Below are 22,476 nucleotides of genomic sequence, written 5' to 3'. Positions count from 1 at the left end.
GGTGTATTTGGACGAAAGCGGAATCAATCAGAGGCTATAGACCTCTTTCGAAACCCATTAACGTAGCTCCAGATTATAAACGCCGGCAATGAGATTAAACCGAAGACCAAACCTTTTCCGCCTATTTCTATAACGATCAGCTAAAATTTTAAATCGCTTAAGCAGACTAATAGCATTTTCATTAATTACGCGTTCTTTGGAAAGGGATTGATTATTTTTTTTGTCTTGTTTTGTTAATCGGAATTTCTCGTTGTCTAAATCTTTTGCTTTTTCAAATTTCATTATGCCCTTATGTACTTTTAAGGACATTATTTTATACAAGGGTTTTTTTATTTTCTAGTTTTGAAAGAGCTCTAATATCAATTTAAACTAATATATAGGAAAAATGCTTCTTAAGCCAGATGGTATTCACTTGCATTGGAATATTATAGGGCCTAAAAAAAATGAAGAAATCGATTCTTATTACTTTTAAATAAAAAATTTAAACATCAGGAAAATTAAACAGGAAAAACCAGCGGCAAGAGGCAGTGTTAAAACCCAGGTCAAAACAAGTTTGCGGGCTGTTTTCCATTCTACACCAGGTTTTTCTTTTGCTAAACCAACTCCTGTTATACTGCCTACAATCATCTGCGTTGAACTAATGGGCATTCCTAAAAAACTAGCAAATAAAATAACGAAAGAGGAGCTGCTTTCTGCTGCAAATCCTTGATAAGATTTAAGATGTGTAATCCGAAACCCTACTGTATGAATAATCCTAAAACCTCCGGAGGCAGTCCCAATCCCAATAACTAAAGCGCAAGATAAGATTACCCAAAAAGGGATGGTATCTGTGGAAATAATACCTGCGCTAAAAAGCCCAAGGGTAATGATTCCCATACTTTTTTGTGCATCATTCAAACCGTGAGCTAAAGCCACAAGAGCAGAAGAGGCAATTTGTAAGCAGGCAAATAAATGAGTAAATTTATTAAAACGCTTTATGAAAAATTGCAATATCTTTAAAAATAAAAAGCTAAACAAACAACCAATTAAAGGCGAAAGAACCATCGGAATAATTACTTTCTTTGTTAAAGAATGCCAGTAAATGGCTTGCACCCCGGTTTGTGCCCAAACAGCACCAATTAGTCCCCCGATCAAAGCATAAGAAGAACTGCTGGGGATCCCTAAGGACCAGGTTAAAACATTCCAGATGATAGCTCCTAATAAAGCAGCAATGATTGTGATAGAAGAGGTATAATTTGGATCTACTAATCCAGATGCAATTGTCTGAGCTACACCACTAATTTGTGTTGCTCCTACAACATTTAACACCGATGCCATACAAATGGCTGCAAGTGGTGTTAACACACGCGTAGCAATGACAGTAGAGACTACATTCGCAGCATCGTGAAAACCATTAGTATAATCAAAAATAAGTCCCAAAATCACAATGCAAACAACAAGAACAACGTCCATATCACTCCAAATTCTTAAATATATGACAATTTTGACCTTGTTATAATCTAGACATTTATATACAAAAAAATTACATTATAACCTATAATTAAGAGGGATATATGAAGAGATTATTTATATCTGCTGTATTTGCTTTAACTCTTTGCTCTTCTTTAGATCTTTATTCTGAATCCTCTATTCGGATTGTGCCCGTCTCCCGTACCCCTGAACCCGATCATGTAAACATAAAAGTTATCTATCCTTCAGAAAATGAACTATGCCGCTCTGATACTAGGGGACAAATTCGCGTTACAGGACTTGCTTTGGGAGTAGATAGTGAATTTCCACGAAAAAAAGAGATTGCTAATGATCCAAACGGACAAACCCTTCATATGATCATCGATAATCAACCTTATTTTACCATTACTGAATCGGATATGGATGCATGGAGAGGGATTGATGAAAACAGCAACGAACTTGCTTTGTTTGATATACCTTTTGCCCTCCGCCCAGGTATGCATGTTATGCGTGTTTTCCCTGCCCGTTCTTTTAAAGAAAGCCTAAAAGATAAAGGTTGCTTTGCAGTCAGAACCTTTTACCATCAAAATCACGATCAGCGCTTTTCTGTAGATTTATGTAAACCCTATTTAACTTATAATGAGCCTCAAGGAACGTATTTTCTGCAAGGTTGCGGTCAACGAGGTTGTAATCCTCAACCTATTTTACTAGACTTCTATATCACCAATTGCCAGCTATCCCGGGACGGCTACAAAGTAGCTGTAGAAATCGATCATATTATAAAAGAAATCCTTACCTCATGGCAACCTTATTACATATATGGTCTTAAAAGAGGAACTCATCATATTCGATTACAGCTTTTAGATTCTAATAACCAATTAGTTCCTGGAATATTCAATAATGTCGAGCGCAAATTTAACATCCAATAAATGGATGAAATTACTAAAATTAAGCGAAATGCTATTAAACATGGCGATTATTACTTTTTGTTTTTTTCTGATTAAAACATTTTGCGATAATCAAACCTCTGGTTTTCGTATAGAAAAAATTCAAGGATCTATCCCAGATACAGAAGAATGGAAGATAGATGTCTTATTTCAAAATGCAGACCTTTCTTGCTTAGGCCAACCTTTCTATTTCTTAGAAAAAGGAGGGCAAGCATATGCCTTTATTTCAAAAGACAAAAAGTGCGTTATTAAATTCTTAAAATTTAGAAAAATCAATCCTTCTTTTTCTCTAAAGCTGCTTTCCATGCTTCCTTGTTTCCAAAAACAATATCTTAAAAAACTATTACGTTTAAGAAAACGGATTGAAAAAGAATGTAAAAGCTATCAAATCGCTTGCGAAGATCTCTCTAAAGAAAGTGGATTAATCTTTGCTAGACTGCAAAAAAACTATCCTCTAAGCCACTATGTCACAGTAGTTGATAAAATAGGTATGGCTCGCCGGGTTTTCTTAGATCAAGTCGTGTGTATTGTACAAAAAAAAGCCTCTCTTATTTATCCAGGTCTTTCTCAGATCATTCAGACAGAAGGGGAAAAAGGAGCTCAGATGGTTATTGATAATTTAATCGAATTTTTTATACAAAGGGGCAAAAAAGGCATTCGTGATTTAGATCCTAAAATCAATAAAAATCTTGGGTTGGTAGGTTCTCAAGCCATGCAGATTGATTTAGGGCGCCTCTGCCGTGACTCCAATCAAAGAAATCCTAAGATCATACATCAAGAAATCAAAAGAATAATTATACCTTTGCAGGAGTGGTTAAATTTACATCACCCTTCTCTTGCGGCTTATTTAAATCAGCGCTTACCAAAGGATTGTTAAAAGACCCACAACTCCTTGCGCCAACATTTGTATCGCCATTGCAGCTAAAATTAATCCAGCAATTCGATTAAAAATATTGATACCTGTCTGCCCTAAAAATTTCTCAATATTTCCAGAAAAATACAGGGTAACTCCTATCACTAAAGCTACTAAAGTCGCACAGATCGTCATGTATACCTGGTTAGTCACGCCTGGATGAGTGGCATTAGCTATAATTACTGTGCTAATAGCTCCGGGGCCTGCTGTAATAGGAATAGCCAAAGGCACAATAGCTACTGAATCCTTTTTTTGCGCTTCTTTTTGATCTTCTATGGTTTGCTTCATGCGACTAACCTGTGCATTTAACATAGAAAAAGCTAATAAAAATACCACAATTCCACCTGTTATTTGAAAAGCAGGTATAGTAATTCCTAAAAAACTTAAAAAAGAGCTTCCAATCCAAGTCATGGAGATAAGAATTATTCCCACTGCTATAGCGGCAATTAGACCTGTATTTTTTTTCTCTTTTAATGTCATTCCTTGAGTCAAATTCAGCAAAGCAGGAAGAGCTGCAAAAGGACTACAGACGACAAGTAAAGAAATAAAATAGTTAATAACCTGTGTAAAGTTCATAATCCTCCAATAATAAAAAATAGGTCAAATATACCTAAAAAATCTAAATTTAGCAATAAAATATTGGTGTTTCTATTTTTAATAAGGTATAAGGCTTTTATTTATTTACCAAAATATGTTATTCTATTTTCTTTAAATTTTTTTAGTTTTAATGAACGAAATTCTTTTCTTTTCACACCTTTTTATTGTAATGTTATTTGTCCTAATTTCTTTAAAATTAGGTAAAGAAACAATAATTACATCGATTGCTATGCAAGCAATTCTAGCTAATCTATTTGTCATCAAACAAATTTCCTGGTTTGGCTGGGAAATCACATGCAGCGATGTTTTTGCTATTGGTAGCATTTTTTCTTTAAATCTATTAAGGGAATATTTTGGTTTAGAGTTAGCAAAAAAAGCCATTTGGATATCTTTATTTACCATGATTTTTTTTACTTTAATGTCTCAAATACACCTATTTTATTTACCCTCTGCATTTGACACTACACACTCTGCCTTCCTTCAAATTTTAACACCAATACCTAGACTTCTATTCGCTTCACTAGCTACTTTTATGATTATTCAGCAATTAGACATAAGATTGTTTGGTTTTTTAAAAAAGCACCTCTCTATTCCTTTTTGGGTACGCAATGCTGTTTGTGTGACAATTACACAATTGCTTGATACTATTTTATTTTCTTTTTTAGGTCTCTTCTCTCTTGTTGCCTGCTTAACCGATATTATCTTAGTCAGTTATTTTGTAAAAATTGTCATCATCGCTTTATTAGCCCCTTTGACGGCTTGTGTAAAATGGATGATTCCTCAAACCTCAAGAGACCTTCATGACATTTCGCTTTGAACTCATTCATACCTCTACTAAATCTAAAGCTAGAGTAGGAAAAATCTATACTCCTCATGGAATCATTGATACTCCTAACTTTGTAGGAGTAGGCACAAATGGAACCATTAAGGCTCTTGATAATCAAGCGGTCCATGAGATAGGCCTGCAGCTCATGTTTTGCAATACCTATCATTTACTACTTCAACCAGGAACTTCTATTGTAAAGCAAGCTGGAGGATTGCATAGCTTTATCAATCGCAGTTTACCTATTATCACCGACTCAGGTGGATTTCAAGTGTTTAGCTTAGCCTACGGCTCTATCTCGGATGAATTAAAAGGTAAAGGTACCAAAAAGCAAGCGGGTCATGTATTAAGAATTTCTGAAGAAGGTGTAATTTTTCGTTCTTATCGCGATGGGCAAAAAGTCTTACTCACTCCAGAGAGCTCGATTGAAGCGCAAAAAGACCTAGGAGCTGATATCATTATTCCCCTCGATGAACTTCCTCCTTATCATATCGAGAAAAATGCCTTAGAGGCTTCTTTAGCACGCACACACAGGTGGGAAGAGCGCTCTTTATATACACATTTAAAAAACCCTAATAACCAAGCAATGTATGCTGTGATTCATGGCGGCATTGATCCCATTTTAAGAGAAAAAAGCTGCCGTCACTTAACAAAGCTTCCCTTTGATGGTTTTGCTATTGGAGGAAGTATGGGTAGAACCAAGCAAGAGATGTTTACAGTTCTACGCTCTACCATATCGCACCTGCCTCTTGAAAAGCCCAATCATTTATTAGGAATTGGAGATTTAACCTCTATTGAAATGTGCATACCCATGGGGATTGATACTTTTGACTCTTCTTATCCCACAAGAGCTGCTCGTCACGGCATTTTATTAACACAAGAAGGGCATGTAAAAATTGGCAAAAGTTCTCATGCTCATATGTTTTCTCCACCTGAAAAAAACTGCCCTTGCTTTACATGTAGTAAATTCAGTTTAGCTTATCTACATCATTTATTTAAGGCAAAAGAAGCTACTTGTATGATCTTAGCTACCATCCACAATCTGCACTTCATGGTTCAGCTTATGCAGAATTATCGTGCTAAAATTTTACACAACGACATTTGAAATAAAGGATAATTGCTCAATATAACAAGCATAGCAAGTGGGGTAAAAAGATTCTTCTGCTCCTAGTTGAATACTAGGACCATCTAGACAAGCTTGTCCATTTACATGCCTTAAATTCATGATGGATTTAGAATGACAATAGTGACAAGTTGCTTTTACTTCTTCAATGCGATCTGCTAATTCCATCAAGCGTAAAGATCCTTCAAACAACTGTGCACGAAAATCTGTTCTCAATCCGTAACAAATCACAGGAATATTTTGTGTAATGGTCAACTGTCTTAACTCTTCTATATGTAAAGCAGAGAGAAATTGAGCTTCATCTACTAAAATACAACTAATGCCTTCCCAGTTATACTTTAAAAGCGTTGTGCCTTCATCCACTAAAATATCTGCTTTCATTTCAAGGCCAGCTCGCGATTTAATTTGCTCTTGACCAAATCGATCATCAATCTTTGGCTTAATCAGCAAAACCTTTTTTCCCTGCTGCTTATAATTATGAGCTACTGCTAATAGATTTAATGTCTTTGCACTTCCTACAGTACCATAGCGAAAATACAGCTTTGCCATTTTAAGCTCCTTTAAGTTTCCTGATTCCATAATCTACAGGATTTCAGAGAATTTCCGCTTTATTTTTTTATAGGAAAAAAACACAAAGAATTATTGGATTTTGGATCAGAGATCGGACGCAATGCTGGTTTGCAATAGAAAAGACCGAGCTTACTGCATGAAAAAGACCTGTTAACTTTACTAACACCACTAGCTCAGAAATGCTATTCATAAAGAAAGGTTTTCTATACAAACATGTTTTTTCCAAAGTATTTTTACATTTGGAAAAATAAGCTGAAAATTCCATTTGATAAGATCTGGTATTATTGCTAGCAACGCAATTGCTCTATTATAAAATAAAATTTAATAAGAACTTTATACACTCAATCATTGAATCAATTTAGGCAATTCTTCGGTTGAATAAAAACCCATCTTTTATAGAGTTATTATTTTTATCAACAAGAGGTGGAATTATTTTAAGACTTGATTCTTTATAGATCCAAAAAGTTGTATTGCCATACAGGATTTAAAGCAGATAAAGGAACTGAACAAAGGCTAGACATACGTTATATTATTCTCTAATTAATACAAGGATAACAAAATATTATAAATTATTCTATTTTATTACAAAACTATTGTAAGTAATAAATCCCTTCTTGTTATGTCAACTAATTTTTGCGTTACAGAGATCATCTCAGCAATAGTTTTAACGTTTTCAACTTCTTGTCTTAATTGAGAGAAGTCTATTTTATTTAATCGCGTGCTAATTTTTTGTACATTCCCTAAACAACGAGTTAATAATCTTTTAAACAAAGGAATTCTTTTTTCCATAGTTCTATAGATCAAATAGTTTCCTGACACCATACCAAACATTCCAGCAAACACTCCCATTGTCGATATACTAGCCCCTGCCCAATAGCCACACCAGATTTCATTAATTTCCTTTTTTTGGCCCAAAGTCGCTACTACCAATGGAGTAAATAAAATACCTATTGCTACATGATAAGCAGCACCTACAGTTGCAGAAAAAGTAAATCCAGTATATCTGATTCTTGGAACTAGTGAATCATTGATAAAATTTCTTTCTTCTGGCTTTTGACAGCAAATATCAAAAAAATTACGTAATACAGTTACAACTAATCCATGTATATCATGAGAAGTTAAGATCCAGCGGATAAGTTTTTCTCTTCTAAAAGATTGTATAGATAGTTGCTCTGAAGGAGTATTTCTAGAAGCAGCGTTAGGTGCAGAAGATGAAATTGGCAATAGCATAATTTTATCAGATAAACTTAAAAAAGCAGAAGGAGTTTCTACTTTTTCTATAATAGGTTCCATTTGCAGATTAAGTTTAGTAACTCTACTAATTAAAGTTTCTACTTGATTACTTTGTTCTCTTTTTATAGAGCTAAAATAATTTTTTCTCGTGGGTTGAAAAGGTAATACATTTGGGATAACTAATTTAGAATATACATAAGAAAATCTACTGCTTAGTAGTGTTGTTGCAGGCTGAAGTTGCACTAAAACTCTTGTATCTGGTGTAGGTAAAATCTTACTGAAACTTGATGAAGCCAAGCCTCTATTATATAGTCCCATAGTATCTCTGAAATATGAGCTTTCTGAAAGAATAGGAGGTTTAAAAAAACCAGGCATATTTGATTTAGAATTATTACAAAATAAAATATTAGAAAGTATAGTCATAAAAATCCCTTTTAATTATAAACAATATAAATTAGTAATAAATAAAAATAAATAAAAAAGATAATTTTAAAATAATAATAATAATGATTTTAAAGTTAATACAAACAAACTTTGACAGAAAAATATCTAAGATAGAAATATTAAAAAAGCGCTAATAGATTATTAAAGATAATTTTAAAATAATAATAATAATGATTTTAAAGTTAATACAAACAAACTTTGACAGAAAAATATCTAAGATAGAAATATTAAAAAAGCGCTAATAGATTATTAACGCTTTATAAAAACGGAGGAGGTAGGATTCGAACCCACGGTCGGTTGCCCGACTGCTGTTTTCAAGACAGCCGCGATAGGCCACTCTGCCACTCCTCCTTAAGGATTTAGGAATTATAACGAATACGTTTTAATTTTCAAGCAAACTGATTTAAAAACCGCAAATTGTTTTCGGTGAACAATCGAATATCCTTAACCCCGTAAAGAAGCATAGCAACTCTTTCGATACCCATTCCCCAGGCATATCCAGAATATTCTTCCGGATCAATATTAGCATTCTTAAGAACTTGTGGATGTACCATACCAGCTCCTGCGACTTCTAACCAGCCTGTATGTTTACACAATCTACACCCTTGCGCTTTACAAGAAGTACAAGCAATATCCACTTCAAGGCCTGGCTCTACAAAGGGAAAGTAACTAGGGCGAAAGCGTGTTTGAATAGATGAGTCAAAGAGCTTTTTCCAAAATTCGTCCATCGTAGCTAATAGATCTGCAAATGTGACTCTGCGATCAACATACAAACCTTCTACTTGATGAAAAAACACATGTGATCTACTGCTAATTGTTTCATTGCGATAAACAGTTCCTGGAGCAATAATTCGAATAGGCGGTGTATTTTCTTGCATTACACGTAGCTGCGTATTAGAGGTATGTGAGCGCAATAATAGATCTTTTGTAATGTAGAAAGTATCCTGCATATCTCGAGCTGGATGATCTGGAGGAAAGTTCAATCCTTCATAGTTGTAGTAATCACTATCTATGTCAGGACCATATTGCACAGAAAACCCCATATTACAGAACAAATCCATAACCTTATTTAAAGTTAATTGCAATGGATGTCGTCTGCCGATGAACCCCCTTCTTCCAGGGATTGTCACATCTATTTTTTCTTCAGATAAGCGTTTGGCTTGTTCTACGTTTAGAAAGCTTTCAAGTCCATTTTGACAAAGTTGTAAGATTTCTTCTTTAAGATCATTAATCTCTTTTCCTATTTGAGGTCGAAGATCTTTAGAAACTTCTTTTAGTTTCTGCATTATGTGTTGAATTAAACCCTTTTTTCCCAGGTATTTTACCTTCAGCAGCTCAACATCTTTGCTATTTTTAATTTGTGATAAATCAGATTGAAATTGCTTTTGAATAGAAGAAATTGAATCGCGCACAAAAAATCCTTCTAAATATGCGCTTGTTCTTAAACAAGCGCTTTTAAAAAAAATAAAAACCTAACAAAATGCAAGCTTAGCAGCATTTGCAATCGCAGCAAATCCTTTAGGATCGCTTTCTGCCATTTCAGCAAGTCTTTTGCGGTTAATCCGACAATTAGCCAGGGACATACCATGAACGAGCTTACTATAAGAAATCCCGTTTATTTTTGCTCCTGCACTAATACGAGTAATCCATAAACTGCGGAATTCTCTTTTCTTCAGCTTACGATGACGATAATTAAAAGCTTCTGCTGACAATACGGCATCTTTTGTCAAACGAAGATGATTTTTGCGGTCTCCAACAAATCCCTTAGCACGTTTGAATAGTCTCTTGCGGGAACGTTTGGAAGCCACAGAATTTGTGACTCTAACCATATAGATTCTCCATTATTTTTTAAAAATTCTAAGGGTAATTCACCCTACTCCCATTAAACGAGCATACATTTTCACCTGCCCTTGATCTACTAATGCAGGACGGTGTAATTTGCGTTTACGTTTGGAAGATTTCTTTGTCAGTATATGGCGGCATCCAGGACGTCGACGAACTAGTTTTCCTGTTCCTGTCATCTTAAACCTAGCGCTTACCGCTTTTTTTGTTTTCATTTTTGGCACAGCTTACCTCTTTATTCTTAAACTATTTTACTGCTTTTCTTTACAGTTCCCGGCGCCAATACAACTGATAAACTACGCCCAAGCATCTTAGCTGGAGCTTCAGGAGCAGCTACATCGATAAGAGCTTCGCACATTCCTAAAATGGCTTTCTGGGCATATTCAGGTCGCGCCATTTCTCTACCGCGCAATGTGCAAGTAATTCGAACCTTATTCCCTTTAGAGATGAAATCACGTGCATGTTTTAATTTTACCATGATATCGTGATCATCTGTATTCGGTTTAATCTTTATTTCTTTAACCTTAACCTGATGCTGCGATTTTTTTTGTTCTTTTTCTTTTTTTGTTAGTTGATAACGATATTTACCATAATCGATAATTTTACAAACAGGAGGTGTCGCATTTGGAGCAATTTCTACCAAATCCAGTCCCATTTGCTCTGCTTTTGTCAAAGCCTCGGCTAATGACAAAATCCCTAATTGATTTCCTTCTTTATCAATTACACGCACTTTTAAAGCACGAATTTCTCTATTGATTCTCAGATTCAGAGTTTTTACCCCCAGTTGCCATTTGTATCCGTGTAAATAAAGCATCTAATGTTATGCTCTGTTCTTGATTTAAGCCAGACTCATGCAAAGTAAGCATATTTGCTAACCGCTCCTTTTCGCCAATAAGCACAATATAAGAAATATGTGCTTTAATTGCCCTATAGAAACGCTGTGCTAAAGAAACGCTATATTGATAATCCATTAATACTTTAATGCCTTTTTGGCTCAATTGAGAACAAACCGCCTCAGCATATAACTTGCTTTCAGCATTAACCACAATAATACGTACTTTTTCACTAGTTAGCCAGAGCGGCAGCTTGCCTCCTGTTTGCTCAACAAGCAATCCTATCATTCTTTCTAAACTACCAAACATAGAGCGTAAAAGAATTACTTCCTGATCACCTTTTAAAAGGTTTAAAAAAGGCCCACGCCACCATCTTCTTAAGCTATCTGCAATGTATACTTCTACGCATTCTATAAAATCAGAATGACCTTTACTCTCTATGCGATACTCTAACTGCAATTCTTTTAAAGCCATTTGCATGATAGATAAATGCGTGTCATTTTTTTTTCTAATTTTATTATAAGAACCACGTAAAACAATTTCGAACTCAAAACCTAAGATTTTAGGGATTTTTAAAATGAATTGCAAGGAAGAAATACACTCTTTTAATAAGTTATCCTTTGAACAAAATAAATGGGTGAAATCAGTCAAATAACAAAAAGATTGAAAAAGTCCTTGCTGCATATCGTTAAAGTCTGAATTTATAACCCACGCAAGCTCTGCTAGTCTATTCATTTTTTTTTGAGAGTTTTGAAAAATTTGTTTGTGATATGAGACAACAGGATTAAAGCTTCTAGCAGAAGTTAGTAAATAAGGAGAGGTAATAAATTCAATATTCTCTTTAATGGATTCTTTTTTCCAATAGTTTATTAAAATTTCTTTTAAGTCTTCTGCTTTCGATAACCAAACCCATCCTTCCTGGTTTTCTAAAGGCATAAAAAGCTGCATATCGCAAACCAGCTGAAGATGATTGTGTTCCTGCCAAAACAAGCGTTTTTGTTTGCAAGAACCATTTGCTATGCCAACAATTCGAACAAGTCCTGGAATAAAAGAACAAATTAAAAAAGATTCTTTTAATTTTGCCGTAAATGAGGTTCTATTCGTAGGAAGATTTAGATGAGGAGTCCATGTAGCAAATTCTCCTATTTGCCCCATGGTTACTAAAGAACAGGGGTATTTTTTTAATTTTTTAGCGATTAAATATTGTTTTTGATGCTCCATCCACAAAGCAGCATTATGAGGTGTCATCTCAAGAGATCTTAAAACTCTATCCTCTTTATAAATCATCCTCATTCTATCTTCAATAACCCCTAAAAGATGGGATTCAAAGTCGAAGGGAAAAACGATATCATAAAAAAAACAAGTCTCTGTCCCCTGCCCTTCTACTAGCAGTACTTTTGGAAACAGTTCTACAACTGCTGCTGCTAAAAGCAGCGCATTTATTTGATTTTCAATTATACCGTTATTTTTAGACATAGAAAGCTTGGGATATAGCTGACTCGAACAGCCGACCTCCACGATGTCAACGTGGCGCTCTAACCAACTGAGCTAATACCCCATTAATAAAAGTTTTAGATTTTCAAGCATGATACCGAAATGATTGAATTCTAATCAACTTCTTTAAAACCGATTATTTCATTAAAGATAGTTGATTGAATCTCTTTTTGGACTTATGCTTAAAAGCATCTATTTTTTTAAAAATTTTTATGACATACCTGCCTCTACACTCTCACTTAGAATTGGCACGCTTTTATTGGAAAATGGTCTTACAACCAGGAGATTGGGCTATTGACGCAACTTGCGGAAATGGCAAAGATACTTTGCAGCTAGGGAAGTTTTCTTTAGGGGAATTATTGGACTAGATAAACAACAAATTTCTATAGAGAATACTTCTACTTTAGTAAAAAATCATTTACAGGAAGACGAATATAAAAAAATGCATTTATTTTGCACATCACATATTCATTTCCCTTCTCTTGCCTATAAACACCCTATCCGCCTAATTATATACAATCTAGGATACCTTCCAGGAAGTGATAAAAAAATTACTACCATTGCAGAAGACACACTACAAAGCCTTAAACTTGCTCTTGAGCTAATCTGCCAGGTGGACTAATTACTATTTGCTGCTATCCAGGTCATGTAGAAGGCGCTAGAGAACAAACCTTATTATTACAGAAAGCCCAAGAACTACCCTCTTTTCAATATATGATTTGCCATCATTCCTAGCTAAATAAATACGCGTCTGCTTCTTTGTTATTGATTCAAAAAAAAAATAGTTATTAAATCACTTTTTGCATCTCTCTTATCTATTCTTTAGCTAAAACAAGAAATGATAAAAAAAGTTTACATATTAAAAATAATAATATATTTATTTTATTGAAGAGATTTATAGAAAAAAAAGAAAAAACCACAAAATAAAAATATTAACAGCAAGAAATAAAGATGTTTATTATTATTGATTTCTAAATAAATTAGAAATAGAATTAAGTGTGCGGTTAATTATACTTAATTAATAATAATAAATAAAACAATTAATTAATATGACACAAAAAATTACTTATTTAAGCTTACATTTTAAGCTACAATCTCTTTCTGAAGAGATCGGACGCTGCTTCATCTCCCCTAAAGCGTACGAATATTTTTCTAAGCAATTAGCTGCTATAGAAAAAGAGATTCAAAACTTATACCAAATAGATCTTTCCTTTGCTAAACACTCTAAAGAAATTCTTATTAGTTTGTACAGGCAACTTGAGGATCGTTTGGTAGAACAAGAAATTAGTTTAATTAGGCACAGATCTGAAGAATTAAAAGAGCAAGTCACCCGTAAAGCAATACGTATTTTAAAACAACAAATTCACGATTTTGAATATCATCACCGCCCTGCTATTGCTGATAGGCAAGTAGTTGCAGAAGCTAAGGTGATTCTTAAGCAAGCAGAAAAAAATCTTAAGAAAAATAAAAGCTCTTCTCATTTGAACTGGTTTTCCAAACAACAAACCTTACTTTATCTAGGGTTTTATATCGAATACACAGAAGAATTATTTGAAATTGCTGCTCTATTATATAACGATCAGAGCAGTCAGGCAAAACATCGTTTTAATCTTTTACCTGAGGAATATAAAAAACGCGTGCGTGAAAACATGGAATTCTTAAATACAAATATTTTTGAAAATACTTTCGAAACTATCCAATGTTTAATAGGGACTGCTCGGGAATTGGTAGGCACGCATGAAGGATTCCCTTCTAAAGAAGAAGTTAATGAGATCTTCTTAGAATTATTTGAAATCTTAGATCAAGAAAAAGCAATAGGTGCTTCTTGCATGTTTAAATCAAAAGCTTTTGTAGGATAAGTAATATTTTTAGCTTCTTGCATAATATAAAAACTGCCACAGACAACTGTTAACTCATTTGCTTGAAAAGCAAAGTTAAAAGCTGCCTTAACCCCTTCTTCTATACTCTGATGGCAGGTATAAAAGGAGAAAGGTGCATCTTTTAACGCAAAAGAGAGCTCACTTGCAGACGCTAACTTATAATTTCCCTGGACTAAATGAATATGTGTCGCAACAGGCGCTATTAATTCTAAGCAGCTTTCATAATCCTTATTTTTTGAGAAGCCTACTACGAAGCGTAAGCGCTTTTTTGGGAAAAAATAATGCAATGCTTGCAAAAGATAAAATATAGCCTCTGGATTATGCGCTACATCAAAAATTACATCTCCACAAACTTCAAAACGACAACTAGGCCGTAAAATAAGAGCTTGATCTATGGCTTTTTGAGTTAAAATAAAATCGGTTTTAAGTTGCTCTAAGGAATTTTTAGCAATTTCACTGTTTTCTTCATCAAAAAAGTGAAAAACTTTACTTACATAATAAACCGGACAATTCAAAGCACAAGCATGGTTATAAATAGACTGAAAACGAGCTCTTGGCCCCAAAACAACAGGAACTTTGGGTTTTAAAATGCCCGCTTTTTCAAAAGCTATTTTTTCTAAATTTTGACCTAAGAATTGCATATGCTCTTTACTAATAGAGGTAATAACCGTAAGAATAGGACATAATATATTCGTAGCGTCTAATCTACCACCTAATCCCGTTTCAATAACTGCTATATCTACGCGTTTTTCACAAAAAAATTCAAAAGCTAGAAAAGTCATAAGTTCAAAAAAAGAGAGATCTAACCCTAACTTTTGACACACTTGAAAAAGTTTTTCCGCTCCACAAACCATTTCTTCTTCAGAAATTAATTCTGAGTTAATGCAAATTCTCTCACGCAAAGAATGAACATGAGGTGAAGTATATAACCCAACACGATAGCCGCAATATTCTAAAGCTTTAGCTATTTTCATAGAGACAGAACCTTTTCCATTGGTTCCTGCAACGTGAATAGTAGAGTATGTACTTGTAGGATAGGAAAGTGCTTTATTCAAAGACTGCACATTTTCTAATGTGCTTGGTTTTTCTTTTAATAAAGATATTTCTAAAAGCTGTTTAAGTATTTTTTTATAGCTAGACATGTTTTTATAATACATTTTGAAAAATCGCAAAAAAAGCATCTCTATCCACCCACGAACAACCTAAAGGTAAATAATTTTTTATACTTCCATGATAATCAGACCCTCCGCTTATTAATAAACCTTTGGATTTAGCTAAATTAATCCATCTTTTTTCTTGGGTGGAAGAAATTTTTGCATAATAACATTCTATTCCATCAAAGGGTAATTTGAATAGACTTTTTACAAAGATAGACCGAGACAAAAGATGAGGATGCGCTAAAAAAACTTTTGCCTGAGCTTGGTGAATTAAGTGTATTGTCTTCTCTATTTGAAGTAATTCTCCTCGATAAAAACACGATTTATTATCTCCTAAATAAAGGGTAAACGCCTCTTGTATGGAGCTCACATAGCCTTTTTTTATCATTAGTTGCGCAATGTGGGGACGTCCAAGAACTCCTCTTAAACTATCTAGCTCTTCTTGATCTATAAAAATTTTTTTAGATTGCAATTTCTCTAAAATAACTTGGTTTCTCTTTGATCGATTGAACTGTTGCTCTTTACAAAGCGTTTCAATAATAGGGTTAGATAAAATAAAATCGTAAGCTAATATATGAACGCTTTGCCCTTCGAAGCTGCAGGAAAACTCTACTCCAGTACCTAAAAAGAGTCCAAGCTCTTTAGCAATAGGAACAGCCGCTGTATAAGCAGCCGTTGTATCATGATCTGTAATTGATAGCCCTTGCAGACCCATACTTTTTGCTTGATGTAGCAACTCTTCAGGACTACTTGCCCCATCGCTACAAGTGGTATGGCAATGCAAATCAGCACGAAACATCTAAACAATACGGGATGCAAAGAATTTCCATCTTTAGATCAACCCCCTCTTTTTCTTTTACTGTCTGCTGGATAAGCTGTATTAATGCGCAGACTTGACTAGCGGTTGCCTTTTTTTTATTAATAATAAAGTTTGCATGCATTAAAGAAACCTCAGCATCGCCTATACAAGCCCCTTTAAGACCGCATTTTTCAATAAGAGCTCCTGCCGACAACTTATCAGGATTACGAAATATGCACCCTGCCGACAAATCTTTATAAGGCTGTGTTTTGATTCGATAATCTATGAGATCAAGCTGTTTTTGCTTTGCCTTCTCTGTTTTAGTTAGCTTAAACTTCGCTGCTACAATTGCTCCTTTGCGATTTTGAAAAGAAGAAAATCGATAAGAAAAGCCTATCTGGTCGCGAGATAAAACCTCCATCTTACCGTCTTGTCCAATAAACGTAACCTCTTGCAAACAATCTGCTGTTTCAGAAGAAGAGATGCCTGCATTCATATAAATTGCTCCTCCAACAGAGCCTGGAATTCCTGAAGCAAACTCTAGACCGGATAAACCTCTTTTTGCTGTTTGCATTCCCAAATAAGAAAAACTATAACCTGCACCCACAGACACAACTTCTTGTTCAATTAAGCAAAAACCAATTTTATTTAAAATAACAAGCCCTTTAAACCCATCATCGTGAAATAGACAATTTGAGCCTTTACCTAAAATGAAAAAATTTCGGTTACATATAAAACAATAACGCAAAACATCTTGCATTCCTTCTATAGAATCTACTGCGATAAACTCATGTGCTGGGCCACCTATTTGGATGGTTGTATAATCTTTTAGTAGTTTTCTAGATTGAAATATTAGCATGATGTTATAGATCGGTAAACGCTATCTAAGACAGCATTAATAAAATTAGCTGACTCTTTTGTAGCAAATTTACGAGATAAACGAATGGCTTCGGAAATAGTTATTTTAAAAGGCAGATCTGGACAATAAAGCAACTCGTAAATGCCTAAACGCAAAACATTATATTCAACCTTAGGTATACGATTTATCTGGTAATTCTGCACATGCTTTCTTAGTATCGTATCTATCTCCTCTTTTCGAGCTGTAATTAGCTTCTGCATAGCATATGCTTCACGAACCACTTTTTTTGTAACAGCAACTTTTTCCATAACCATGGACATTATATCTTCCAGTGGACATTGACTAAAATCGACACTATAAAGGAGTTGAAATACAACCTCTCGAAACTTATGCGGAGAAATCATGGATGATCGACCCTAGAGTAAAACAATAGATCACACATAGTAACAGATTACTTAGTTTGCTACCATTCTTTAAAAGAATTAAAAAAAATAATGCACTACAAGATATTAATATCTCAATTGCCTTCTCTTAAGCAATGGGATATATCAAATAAAATATTACGTTACCAATAAAAAAATACTTATTGAATCTGCCTGCTTTTCTTGTTAACCTTAATTGTTCTTGTTTTTTTTTAAGTAAAGGATTGATTTGTTAGGAATTTTTTTAGACACAGAAACCAATGGTTTAAATCCACAAAAACATAAAATCATAGAAATTGCTTTTCAAATAATTGATCTTATAACAGGTTCTTGCAAGAATTCTTTTGAATCAGTAATTGCTATTAGCCTAGAAGATTGGCAAAAAAGTGATCTCAAAAGTCTAGAAATTAATGGATTCAATTGGCAAATGGTGCATCAAGGGCTACCTTATCAAATTGTAGCTCAACAAATACAAGACTGTTTTGCTAAAAACCAAATTACCCGAGGTAAAGCTGTTTTTATTTGTCAAAATCCTTCTTTTGATCGCGCTTTTTTCTCTTATCTTATTGATCCTGGATTACAAGAAGCTCTCCTCTTCCCTTATCATTGGTTAGACCTGGCTTCCATGTATTGGGCAGAAGCAATACGCCAAGCAAAAATGGGTCTAAAGCTTTTTCCCTGGGAAACAGGTTGCTCTAAAGATGCTATTGCAAGGGTATATTCTCTTGAAAGTGAGCAGCACCCACATCGAGCTATGAATGGTGTTCTACATCTTCTATTATGCTATAAAGCGATTGTAGGTTTTCCGAATATGAGCTAAGAATTATGCATGGTACAAAAATACGGATATTTTCATCTATATCCGTAATTTTGTACTAAAAATCGTTTATTAATATTTTGATAAATGAGTAAATTCTTTGCTTTAGACTTCTTGATATAGATGAACGCTTATATTTAAGCAAAAAAAATAGATCTGTCTCTATAATGGTACGGACATTCTCGAAAAGATTAGTAAGAAGTCCTCTTTTTTTGTTTTTATTATTTTAAACTTCTCTTAAAAATCAATTAATATTAAAATATTAATGTAGTACATTAAATATAGGTTTTTTATGCCATATATAGATGCCATTGCTATTGAAAAAACAACCGCCTCAGAAACATACAGTAAAGCACCAGGAAAGATGATTGAATTACCTGCTGGTTTAAAAAAGAACCGCTTAAAGTTCAAATTACCATCAAATGACACCTTTACTCAAGCAGAAACAAATGTATACGTAGAAGTTATTGATAAAGGTTTTTTTGAGTACAGTAAGTCTTTTATTTTATCTATCATGTCCATGATGCATCTTAAATTCCTTAAAACCACATATAAAGGAAAAACAATCTATATCAATATGAATAGCCTTTCAAACCGATTAGGCATTAAGATTAATAAAATCTGTTCGAAAAATTTTCATTTAGAGATTGAAAAGCAACTCGAAACAGCTTGTGAAACTGAAAAGAAAATAGATGCGTTTTTTCAAGAGATCATCAAAACAAAATATACAGAGGATGGTAATGAGTTAAAAACCGCTAGTGGAGGACTCATATCAAAAACTTATTTTCGCAAGCTACTTGGAATAACGGCATTTTCCCAGTTCCATTCTAAAAAAAAACAAGAGGTTATTTACTTATTAAAAGATGAAAGTATACTCTTTTTAAAGAAGAAAGAAGATGAAGAATGGCCATTATTGACACTATTTACAAAGAACATTTTGAGTAAAGGTTCCTTTGGAAAAGTATTGATTGTCCAAGAATTATCTATGGGCAGACTATCTGTAGCCAAAATAGCCCATGACCCTGATGCTATGTCTAGTGCTATAATCAGCTCTGATTCTCATGAAGTTATCATGAATGAAGCTATCATTTTAAATAAGATTTTTCTTAATAGCAATCCTATTGGAATTCAACAAGAACCCTATTCCTTATTTGACTTTAGATTAAAAAACACAAATTATTATGGATACATAGCTCTAAAATATGACTCCAGCCTTGATAAGATCATGAGAAAATTAAAGCCAGATGAAAAAATAGCATCTGCTAGACAGCTCCTTAAAGGATTACAAGAGTTGGAAAAACAACAAATTAGCCACGGAGATATTAAAGAAGCAAACTGTTTATTTCAAAGAAAGAGCGATGCTTCTATAGAATGTGTTATTGCAGATTTTGGAGGGGCCATTGATTTATCAAAAAAAGCTAAATGGCCAAGCATTGGTACTCCCTATTATCAATTAGAAGAAGATTATATAGCTTATCGTTCTTTGCGTAGACAACTACGCCGCTCTAAAAAAACAGATAGTGAAAACAATAAACTGCGTACAGATATAAAAAACCTATTACTATGCAGAGATGTTTATGCCATGGGTATTGTGCTAGACAACTTATTAGGCTCTTATATCAAGAAAGAAGAATCTACAGAGCTGTACTCTCTTATAAGCCAAATGCTAAAAATCTCCTGGGAAAAACGCATTAGCGCCTCAGAAGCTTTAGCTAAATTTGAAAGAGCCTTTTCCTTATCAAACTTAAGCAAAGCTATTTAATAGCTAGAAGATTCAATCTTAACTTTTCCTTTAAAAACGCGATAAATCATAGCGCTATAACAAAATACAAAGGGGAGCCCGATAGCTACAATAATCAATAACACGGTAAGATTTAACTCTGAACCAGAAGCATTTAAAAAATTCAGACTTAAAAGGTCTGGCTGTATTAAAGAGCGTACGAGGTTAGGAAATGTGCCTATCCCAAAAACAACAAGCATGAGGATAATTCCTAAACAGGAAAAAAGAAAGGCTTGAAAGTCTTTTTTTAGAGAAAATAGTCTAGGCACATTTAGAATAGCTAATAGAGCAGCTATAGGAACAAGCGAAAGCCATCTATACTCTTTAATACGCTCTACCATATGAGGCATAAATATCCAGGTAGAAAGCGTTGTGATAAAATAGGTAATGACAAATAAGAGAATGCAGCGTTTGACCCAAATACGCAATTTCTCATGTAACATCCCTTCTGTTTTCATAGCTAAATAGATAGAGCCGTGCATAATAAACAGTGTTGTGGTAAACAATCCAATCAAAATAGGATAAGGGCGGAAAAACAGGCCAAAACTTCCTATAAAGTTACCTTCTTGATCCAAAGGAACTCCTTGGATTAAATTACCTAATCCAAGACCTAAAGCAAATCCAATGATAAAACTGGCAATCGAAAAGGTACTATCCCAGACCTTGCGCCACAATAAAGAAGTTTGCTTACTACGAAATTCAATAGCTACTGCACGGAAAATAAGCCCGCAAAGAAAAATCATAATGAGATTGTAAAAACCAGACAACAAAGTAGCATATACAGGAGGAAATCCCGCAAGCAAGCCACCTGCTACAATGACAAGCCATACCTCATTCCCATCCCAAACAGGGCCTATAGCATTTAAAAAAATGCGTCTATCTCGATCTGTTTTTGTAAATAAATGCAGCATCCCAGTTCCTAGGTCAAAACCATCTAAGGCAACATAAAAAATGATTGCAATACCTATTACAAGATACCAAATAAAACTAAGGGTAAAATCCATTCTTTACATCTCTTTTTCAAAAGGGTCACGATACACTAGACCTTGCTGTATTTGCAAAACATCTTCTGGACCATGTTGGATTTTATGATTCAGTAGATAGATAAACAGAGCAAATAATAAGGCGTAAATTACCAAAAACATCATAATCGAAAAAAAGACCTGACTTTCATGAATGTTGGTTGAAACACCATCCACTGTTTTAAGAATTCCATAGACAATCCAGGGCTGTCTTCCTACTTCTGCTGTCATCCAGCCGCTAAAATTGGCAATTTGAGGAAATAAGACAGAAACCACTAAACTGCGTAAAATCCATTTAGAATGTATGAGCTTTTTACGTCTGTATTGAATACAAGCTAAAATAGTAAGCAAAGCCATTAAAGACCACATGACAATCATCATATGGTAAGATTGAAAAACCACTTGAATAGGAGGTCTTTCATCTTCTGGTATTTGATCAAATCCAGTAACAGGAGTAGTAAAATCATGAAAGACCAAAAAACTTAAAAGGCCAGGAATTTTAAACCCTTTTACCGTCTTTGTAGCATCATCTGTCCAACCAAATAATGTAATGGGAGTTTTAGGCTCTGTTACATAGATCCCTTCCATAGCTGCTAATTTTGAAGGTTGGTTCTTGGCCACCCCTCTTGCGGTGCTATCTGCTGAGATAAGTTGCAAGATGAGAACAAGGACTGCTGCAACTAAAGATATGCGTAAAGTAGCTTTTGTAAATTGCGTATAGCGTTTTTTTAAATAATAATAGCTGCTAACGCTCAAAATACAAAAGATTCCTGCTAACCAGCAGCCTAAAATGACATGAATTAAGCGATCTACACTCGAAGGATTAAAGATCATTTCCCAAAAATTATGAATAATGGCGCGCGCTTGCCTACCTTCACCTGAAATAATATGCCCGGCAGGTGTCTGCATCCAAGAATTGGCTACAACGATCCAAATAGCGCTAAAATGCGCTCCACAAGCTACACAAATGGTAGAAAAATAATGAAATTTAGGACTACATCTTTCCCACCCAAATAACATAATCCCCAAAAAACCTGCTTCTAAAAAGAAAGCAAAGATCCCTTCTGCTCCCAAAGCACTGCCAAAAACATCGCCTACAAAACGGGAATAATTAGCCCAATTTGTCCCAAATCCAAATAATTGTACAAGCCCTGTTGCAACACCAAGAGCAAAGGTCAAAGCAAAAATTTTCGTCCAAAATTTTGCAATTTGTTGATAGAGAACATTTTTTGTTTTTAAATAAAAACCTTCAAAAATGACAAGCATTAACCCTATGCCAATACTTAAAGGGGGATAAATATAGTGGAATGCACTTGTTAGTCCGAATTGAATTCGAGATAACATAACAACATCCATAAGCTCTCTTCTTTAAGTTTAAAAAATGAATAATTCTTGATCCTAACAATATCGCGAAAAAACTCAAAGCGAAGATCATCTAAGATCATTTAAATTAAAAAATATTCTTTTTTCCA

At 34.3% G+C, this 22,476-nt stretch carries 26 protein-coding genes and 2 tRNA genes; 10 read left to right on the top strand and 18 right to left on the bottom strand.

Annotation, left to right across the window (positions count from 1 at the left end; genetic code table 11):
- Window positions 1-57: 57 nt before the first annotated feature.
- Together RHAB15C_RS02825 and RHAB15C_RS02820 are read right to left on the bottom strand one after the other, a co-directional pair.
- Complete coding sequence (locus RHAB15C_RS02825) at window positions 58-309, bottom strand: transposase family protein (RefSeq protein ID WP_281422370.1); 252 nt, start codon at window positions 307-309, stop codon at window positions 58-60.
- A gap of 159 nt (window positions 310-468) precedes the next feature.
- The gene (locus RHAB15C_RS02820) at window positions 469-1,452 is read right to left on the bottom strand and encodes an inorganic phosphate transporter (RefSeq protein WP_194845750.1); all 984 of its coding nucleotides are present in this window, start codon (window positions 1,450-1,452) and stop codon (window positions 469-471) included.
- A 101-nt stretch (window positions 1,453-1,553) separates the two neighbouring features.
- On the opposite strand from RHAB15C_RS02820, the gene RHAB15C_RS02815 reads away from it, so the two are divergent.
- Together RHAB15C_RS02815 and RHAB15C_RS02810 are read left to right on the top strand one after the other, a co-directional pair.
- Window positions 1,554-2,378, top strand: coding sequence for a hypothetical protein (locus tag RHAB15C_RS02815; RefSeq protein ID WP_194845751.1), 825 nt, complete (start codon window positions 1,554-1,556; stop codon window positions 2,376-2,378).
- A 4-nt stretch (window positions 2,379-2,382) separates the two neighbouring features.
- Complete coding sequence (locus RHAB15C_RS02810) at window positions 2,383-3,273, top strand: hypothetical protein (protein WP_220716074.1); 891 nt, start codon at window positions 2,383-2,385, stop codon at window positions 3,271-3,273.
- Here the strand turns inward: RHAB15C_RS02810 and RHAB15C_RS02805 are convergent.
- Complete coding sequence (locus RHAB15C_RS02805) at window positions 3,256-3,885, bottom strand: MarC family protein (protein WP_194845753.1); 630 nt, start codon at window positions 3,883-3,885, stop codon at window positions 3,256-3,258. The two genes, RHAB15C_RS02810 and RHAB15C_RS02805, sit on opposite strands and share 18 nt — an antisense overlap.
- A gap of 151 nt (window positions 3,886-4,036) precedes the next feature.
- Here RHAB15C_RS02805 and RHAB15C_RS02800 point away from each other — a divergent pair, with 151 nt between their 5' ends.
- Window positions 4,037-4,723 (top strand): queuosine precursor transporter, encoded by a 687-nt coding sequence (locus RHAB15C_RS02800; RefSeq protein WP_194845754.1) that lies wholly within the window; start codon window positions 4,037-4,039, stop codon window positions 4,721-4,723.
- On the top strand, window positions 4,707-5,834 hold the full coding sequence (gene tgt, locus RHAB15C_RS02795; protein WP_194845755.1) for a tRNA guanosine(34) transglycosylase Tgt: 1,128 nt from the start codon (window positions 4,707-4,709) through the stop codon (window positions 5,832-5,834). The genes RHAB15C_RS02800 and tgt overlap by 17 nt, the downstream gene beginning before the upstream one ends.
- Here tgt and RHAB15C_RS02790 read toward each other — a convergent pair.
- The 9 genes from RHAB15C_RS02790 to RHAB15C_RS02750 all read right to left on the bottom strand — a co-directional run bounded on the left by RHAB15C_RS02790 (window position 5,817) and on the right by RHAB15C_RS02750 (window position 12,332).
- Window positions 5,817-6,401: a thymidine kinase gene (locus tag RHAB15C_RS02790; protein WP_194845756.1), complete on the bottom strand. Its 585-nt coding sequence runs from the start codon at window positions 6,399-6,401 to the stop codon at window positions 5,817-5,819. The two genes, tgt and RHAB15C_RS02790, sit on opposite strands and share 18 nt — an antisense overlap.
- A 603-nt stretch (window positions 6,402-7,004) precedes the next feature.
- The gene (locus tag RHAB15C_RS02785; RefSeq protein ID WP_194845757.1) at window positions 7,005-8,078 is read right to left on the bottom strand and encodes a hypothetical protein; all 1,074 of its coding nucleotides are present in this window, start codon (window positions 8,076-8,078) and stop codon (window positions 7,005-7,007) included.
- A 287-nt stretch (window positions 8,079-8,365) separates the two neighbouring features.
- Window positions 8,366-8,450, bottom strand: a tRNA-Ser gene (locus RHAB15C_RS02780).
- Between the two features lie 38 nt (window positions 8,451-8,488).
- Window positions 8,489-9,511, bottom strand: a complete 1,023-nt coding sequence (gene pheS, locus RHAB15C_RS02775) for a phenylalanine--tRNA ligase subunit alpha (protein ID WP_194845758.1) — start codon at window positions 9,509-9,511, stop codon at window positions 8,489-8,491.
- Between the two features lie 60 nt (window positions 9,512-9,571).
- On the bottom strand, window positions 9,572-9,928 hold the full coding sequence (gene rplT, locus RHAB15C_RS02770) for a 50S ribosomal protein L20 (protein WP_194845759.1): 357 nt from the start codon (window positions 9,926-9,928) through the stop codon (window positions 9,572-9,574).
- 39 nt (window positions 9,929-9,967) lie between these two features.
- Entirely contained in the window at window positions 9,968-10,165 is a 198-nt protein-coding gene (gene rpmI, locus RHAB15C_RS02765; RefSeq protein WP_194845760.1) for a 50S ribosomal protein L35, read from the bottom strand.
- Window positions 10,166-10,182: 17 nt separating this feature from the next.
- Window positions 10,183-10,755, bottom strand: coding sequence for a translation initiation factor IF-3 (infC, locus tag RHAB15C_RS02760; RefSeq protein ID WP_246587609.1), 573 nt, complete (start codon window positions 10,753-10,755; stop codon window positions 10,183-10,185).
- Complete coding sequence (locus RHAB15C_RS02755; protein WP_194845761.1) at window positions 10,691-12,250, bottom strand: His/Gly/Thr/Pro-type tRNA ligase C-terminal domain-containing protein; 1,560 nt, start codon at window positions 12,248-12,250, stop codon at window positions 10,691-10,693. Before RHAB15C_RS02755 ends, infC begins: the two co-directional genes overlap by 65 nt.
- A gap of 8 nt (window positions 12,251-12,258) precedes the next feature.
- Window positions 12,259-12,332: transfer RNA gene (locus RHAB15C_RS02750), tRNA-Val, on the bottom strand.
- Window positions 12,333-12,480: 148 nt separating this feature from the next.
- Between RHAB15C_RS02750 and RHAB15C_RS02745 the strand changes: the two genes are divergently transcribed.
- The 4 genes from RHAB15C_RS02745 to RHAB15C_RS02730 all read left to right on the top strand — a co-directional run bounded on the left by RHAB15C_RS02745 (window position 12,481) and on the right by RHAB15C_RS02730 (window position 14,127).
- Window positions 12,481-12,636, top strand: coding sequence for a hypothetical protein (locus RHAB15C_RS02745; protein ID WP_194845808.1), 156 nt, complete (start codon window positions 12,481-12,483; stop codon window positions 12,634-12,636).
- Window positions 12,573-12,890, top strand: coding sequence for an MnmM family RNA methyltransferase (locus tag RHAB15C_RS07325; RefSeq protein ID WP_194845762.1), 318 nt, complete (start codon window positions 12,573-12,575; stop codon window positions 12,888-12,890). Before RHAB15C_RS02745 ends, RHAB15C_RS07325 begins: the two co-directional genes overlap by 64 nt.
- The gene (locus tag RHAB15C_RS07425) at window positions 12,875-13,003 is read left to right on the top strand and encodes an MnmM family RNA methyltransferase (protein WP_194845805.1); all 129 of its coding nucleotides are present in this window, start codon (window positions 12,875-12,877) and stop codon (window positions 13,001-13,003) included. The genes RHAB15C_RS07325 and RHAB15C_RS07425 overlap by 16 nt, the downstream gene beginning before the upstream one ends.
- 314 nt (window positions 13,004-13,317) lie before the next feature.
- Window positions 13,318-14,127 carry a hypothetical protein gene (locus tag RHAB15C_RS02730; protein ID WP_194845763.1) on the top strand — a complete coding sequence of 270 codons (810 nt, stop codon included), beginning with the start codon at window positions 13,318-13,320 and terminating at the stop codon, window positions 14,125-14,127.
- Here the strand turns inward: RHAB15C_RS02730 and RHAB15C_RS02725 are convergent.
- Genes RHAB15C_RS02725 through nusB form a run of 4 tightly spaced genes read right to left on the bottom strand, consistent with a single transcriptional unit; the run spans window position 14,070 to window position 17,367 of the window.
- The gene (locus RHAB15C_RS02725) at window positions 14,070-15,290 is read right to left on the bottom strand and encodes a bifunctional folylpolyglutamate synthase/dihydrofolate synthase (RefSeq protein ID WP_194845764.1); all 1,221 of its coding nucleotides are present in this window, start codon (window positions 15,288-15,290) and stop codon (window positions 14,070-14,072) included. The genes RHAB15C_RS02730 and RHAB15C_RS02725 overlap by 58 nt on opposite strands.
- A gap of 4 nt (window positions 15,291-15,294) precedes the next feature.
- Window positions 15,295-16,104 carry a PHP domain-containing protein gene (locus RHAB15C_RS02720; protein ID WP_194845765.1) on the bottom strand — a complete coding sequence of 270 codons (810 nt, stop codon included), beginning with the start codon at window positions 16,102-16,104 and terminating at the stop codon, window positions 15,295-15,297.
- Window positions 16,091-16,963: a UDP-N-acetylmuramate dehydrogenase gene (gene murB, locus RHAB15C_RS02715; protein WP_194845766.1), complete on the bottom strand. Its 873-nt coding sequence runs from the start codon at window positions 16,961-16,963 to the stop codon at window positions 16,091-16,093. The genes RHAB15C_RS02720 and murB overlap by 14 nt, the downstream gene beginning before the upstream one ends.
- Complete coding sequence (gene nusB / locus RHAB15C_RS02710) at window positions 16,957-17,367, bottom strand: transcription antitermination factor NusB (RefSeq protein ID WP_194845767.1); 411 nt, start codon at window positions 17,365-17,367, stop codon at window positions 16,957-16,959. Before nusB ends, murB begins: the two co-directional genes overlap by 7 nt.
- 247 nt (window positions 17,368-17,614) lie before the next feature.
- Between nusB and RHAB15C_RS02705 the strand changes: the two genes are divergently transcribed.
- Together RHAB15C_RS02705 and RHAB15C_RS02700 are read left to right on the top strand one after the other, a co-directional pair.
- Window positions 17,615-18,205 carry a 3'-5' exonuclease gene (locus RHAB15C_RS02705; protein WP_194845768.1) on the top strand — a complete coding sequence of 197 codons (591 nt, stop codon included), beginning with the start codon at window positions 17,615-17,617 and terminating at the stop codon, window positions 18,203-18,205.
- 289 nt (window positions 18,206-18,494) lie between these two features.
- Window positions 18,495-19,964: a protein kinase family protein gene (locus RHAB15C_RS02700; RefSeq protein ID WP_194845769.1), complete on the top strand. Its 1,470-nt coding sequence runs from the start codon at window positions 18,495-18,497 to the stop codon at window positions 19,962-19,964.
- Here RHAB15C_RS02700 and cydB read toward each other — a convergent pair.
- Both cydB and RHAB15C_RS02690 read right to left on the bottom strand, forming a co-directional pair.
- Window positions 19,961-20,986: a cytochrome d ubiquinol oxidase subunit II gene (gene cydB, locus RHAB15C_RS02695; protein ID WP_194845770.1), complete on the bottom strand. Its 1,026-nt coding sequence runs from the start codon at window positions 20,984-20,986 to the stop codon at window positions 19,961-19,963. The genes RHAB15C_RS02700 and cydB overlap by 4 nt on opposite strands.
- Window positions 20,987-20,989: 3 nt before the next feature.
- On the bottom strand, window positions 20,990-22,360 hold the full coding sequence (locus RHAB15C_RS02690; RefSeq protein ID WP_194845771.1) for a cytochrome ubiquinol oxidase subunit I: 1,371 nt from the start codon (window positions 22,358-22,360) through the stop codon (window positions 20,990-20,992).
- Window positions 22,361-22,476: the final 116 nt, after the last annotated feature.

The organism is Candidatus Rhabdochlamydia porcellionis (genome assembly GCF_015356815.2).
Classification (GTDB): domain Bacteria; phylum Chlamydiota; class Chlamydiia; order Chlamydiales; family Rhabdochlamydiaceae; genus Rhabdochlamydia; species Rhabdochlamydia porcellionis.
This window is presented reverse-complemented; position numbering and strand designations above follow the sequence as displayed.

Coding starts and splice junctions, on each gene's coding strand:
- RHAB15C_RS02825 (WP_281422370.1), bottom strand. CDS start 309: ATGTCCTTAAAAGTACATAAGGGCATAATGAAATTTGAAAAAGCAAAA.
- RHAB15C_RS02820 (WP_194845750.1), bottom strand. CDS start 1,452: ATGGACGTTGTTCTTGTTGTTTGCATTGTGATTTTGGGACTTATTTTT.
- RHAB15C_RS02815 (WP_194845751.1), top strand. CDS start 1,554: ATGAAGAGATTATTTATATCTGCTGTATTTGCTTTAACTCTTTGCTCT.
- RHAB15C_RS02810 (WP_220716074.1), top strand. CDS start 2,383: ATGAAATTACTAAAATTAAGCGAAATGCTATTAAACATGGCGATTATT.
- RHAB15C_RS02805 (WP_194845753.1), bottom strand. CDS start 3,885: ATGAACTTTACACAGGTTATTAACTATTTTATTTCTTTACTTGTCGTC.
- RHAB15C_RS02800 (WP_194845754.1), top strand. CDS start 4,037: ATGAACGAAATTCTTTTCTTTTCACACCTTTTTATTGTAATGTTATTT.
- tgt (WP_194845755.1), top strand. CDS start 4,707: ATGACATTTCGCTTTGAACTCATTCATACCTCTACTAAATCTAAAGCT.
- RHAB15C_RS02790 (WP_194845756.1), bottom strand. CDS start 6,401: ATGGCAAAGCTGTATTTTCGCTATGGTACTGTAGGAAGTGCAAAGACA.
- RHAB15C_RS02785 (WP_194845757.1), bottom strand. CDS start 8,078: ATGACTATACTTTCTAATATTTTATTTTGTAATAATTCTAAATCAAAT.
- rplT (WP_194845759.1), bottom strand. CDS start 9,928: ATGGTTAGAGTCACAAATTCTGTGGCTTCCAAACGTTCCCGCAAGAGA.
- infC (WP_246587609.1), bottom strand. CDS start 10,755: ATGCTTTATTTACACGGATACAAATGGCAACTGGGGGTAAAAACTCTG.
- RHAB15C_RS02755 (WP_194845761.1), bottom strand. CDS start 12,250: ATGTCTAAAAATAACGGTATAATTGAAAATCAAATAAATGCGCTGCTT.
- RHAB15C_RS02745 (WP_194845808.1), top strand. CDS start 12,481: ATGACATACCTGCCTCTACACTCTCACTTAGAATTGGCACGCTTTTAT.
- RHAB15C_RS02730 (WP_194845763.1), top strand. CDS start 13,318: ATGACACAAAAAATTACTTATTTAAGCTTACATTTTAAGCTACAATCT.
- RHAB15C_RS02725 (WP_194845764.1), bottom strand. CDS start 15,290: ATGTCTAGCTATAAAAAAATACTTAAACAGCTTTTAGAAATATCTTTA.
- RHAB15C_RS02720 (WP_194845765.1), bottom strand. CDS start 16,104: ATGTTTCGTGCTGATTTGCATTGCCATACCACTTGTAGCGATGGGGCA.
- murB (WP_194845766.1), bottom strand. CDS start 16,963: ATGCTAATATTTCAATCTAGAAAACTACTAAAAGATTATACAACCATC.
- nusB (WP_194845767.1), bottom strand. CDS start 17,367: ATGATTTCTCCGCATAAGTTTCGAGAGGTTGTATTTCAACTCCTTTAT.
- RHAB15C_RS02700 (WP_194845769.1), top strand. CDS start 18,495: ATGCCATATATAGATGCCATTGCTATTGAAAAAACAACCGCCTCAGAA.
- cydB (WP_194845770.1), bottom strand. CDS start 20,986: ATGGATTTTACCCTTAGTTTTATTTGGTATCTTGTAATAGGTATTGCA.
- RHAB15C_RS02690 (WP_194845771.1), bottom strand. CDS start 22,360: ATGGATGTTGTTATGTTATCTCGAATTCAATTCGGACTAACAAGTGCA.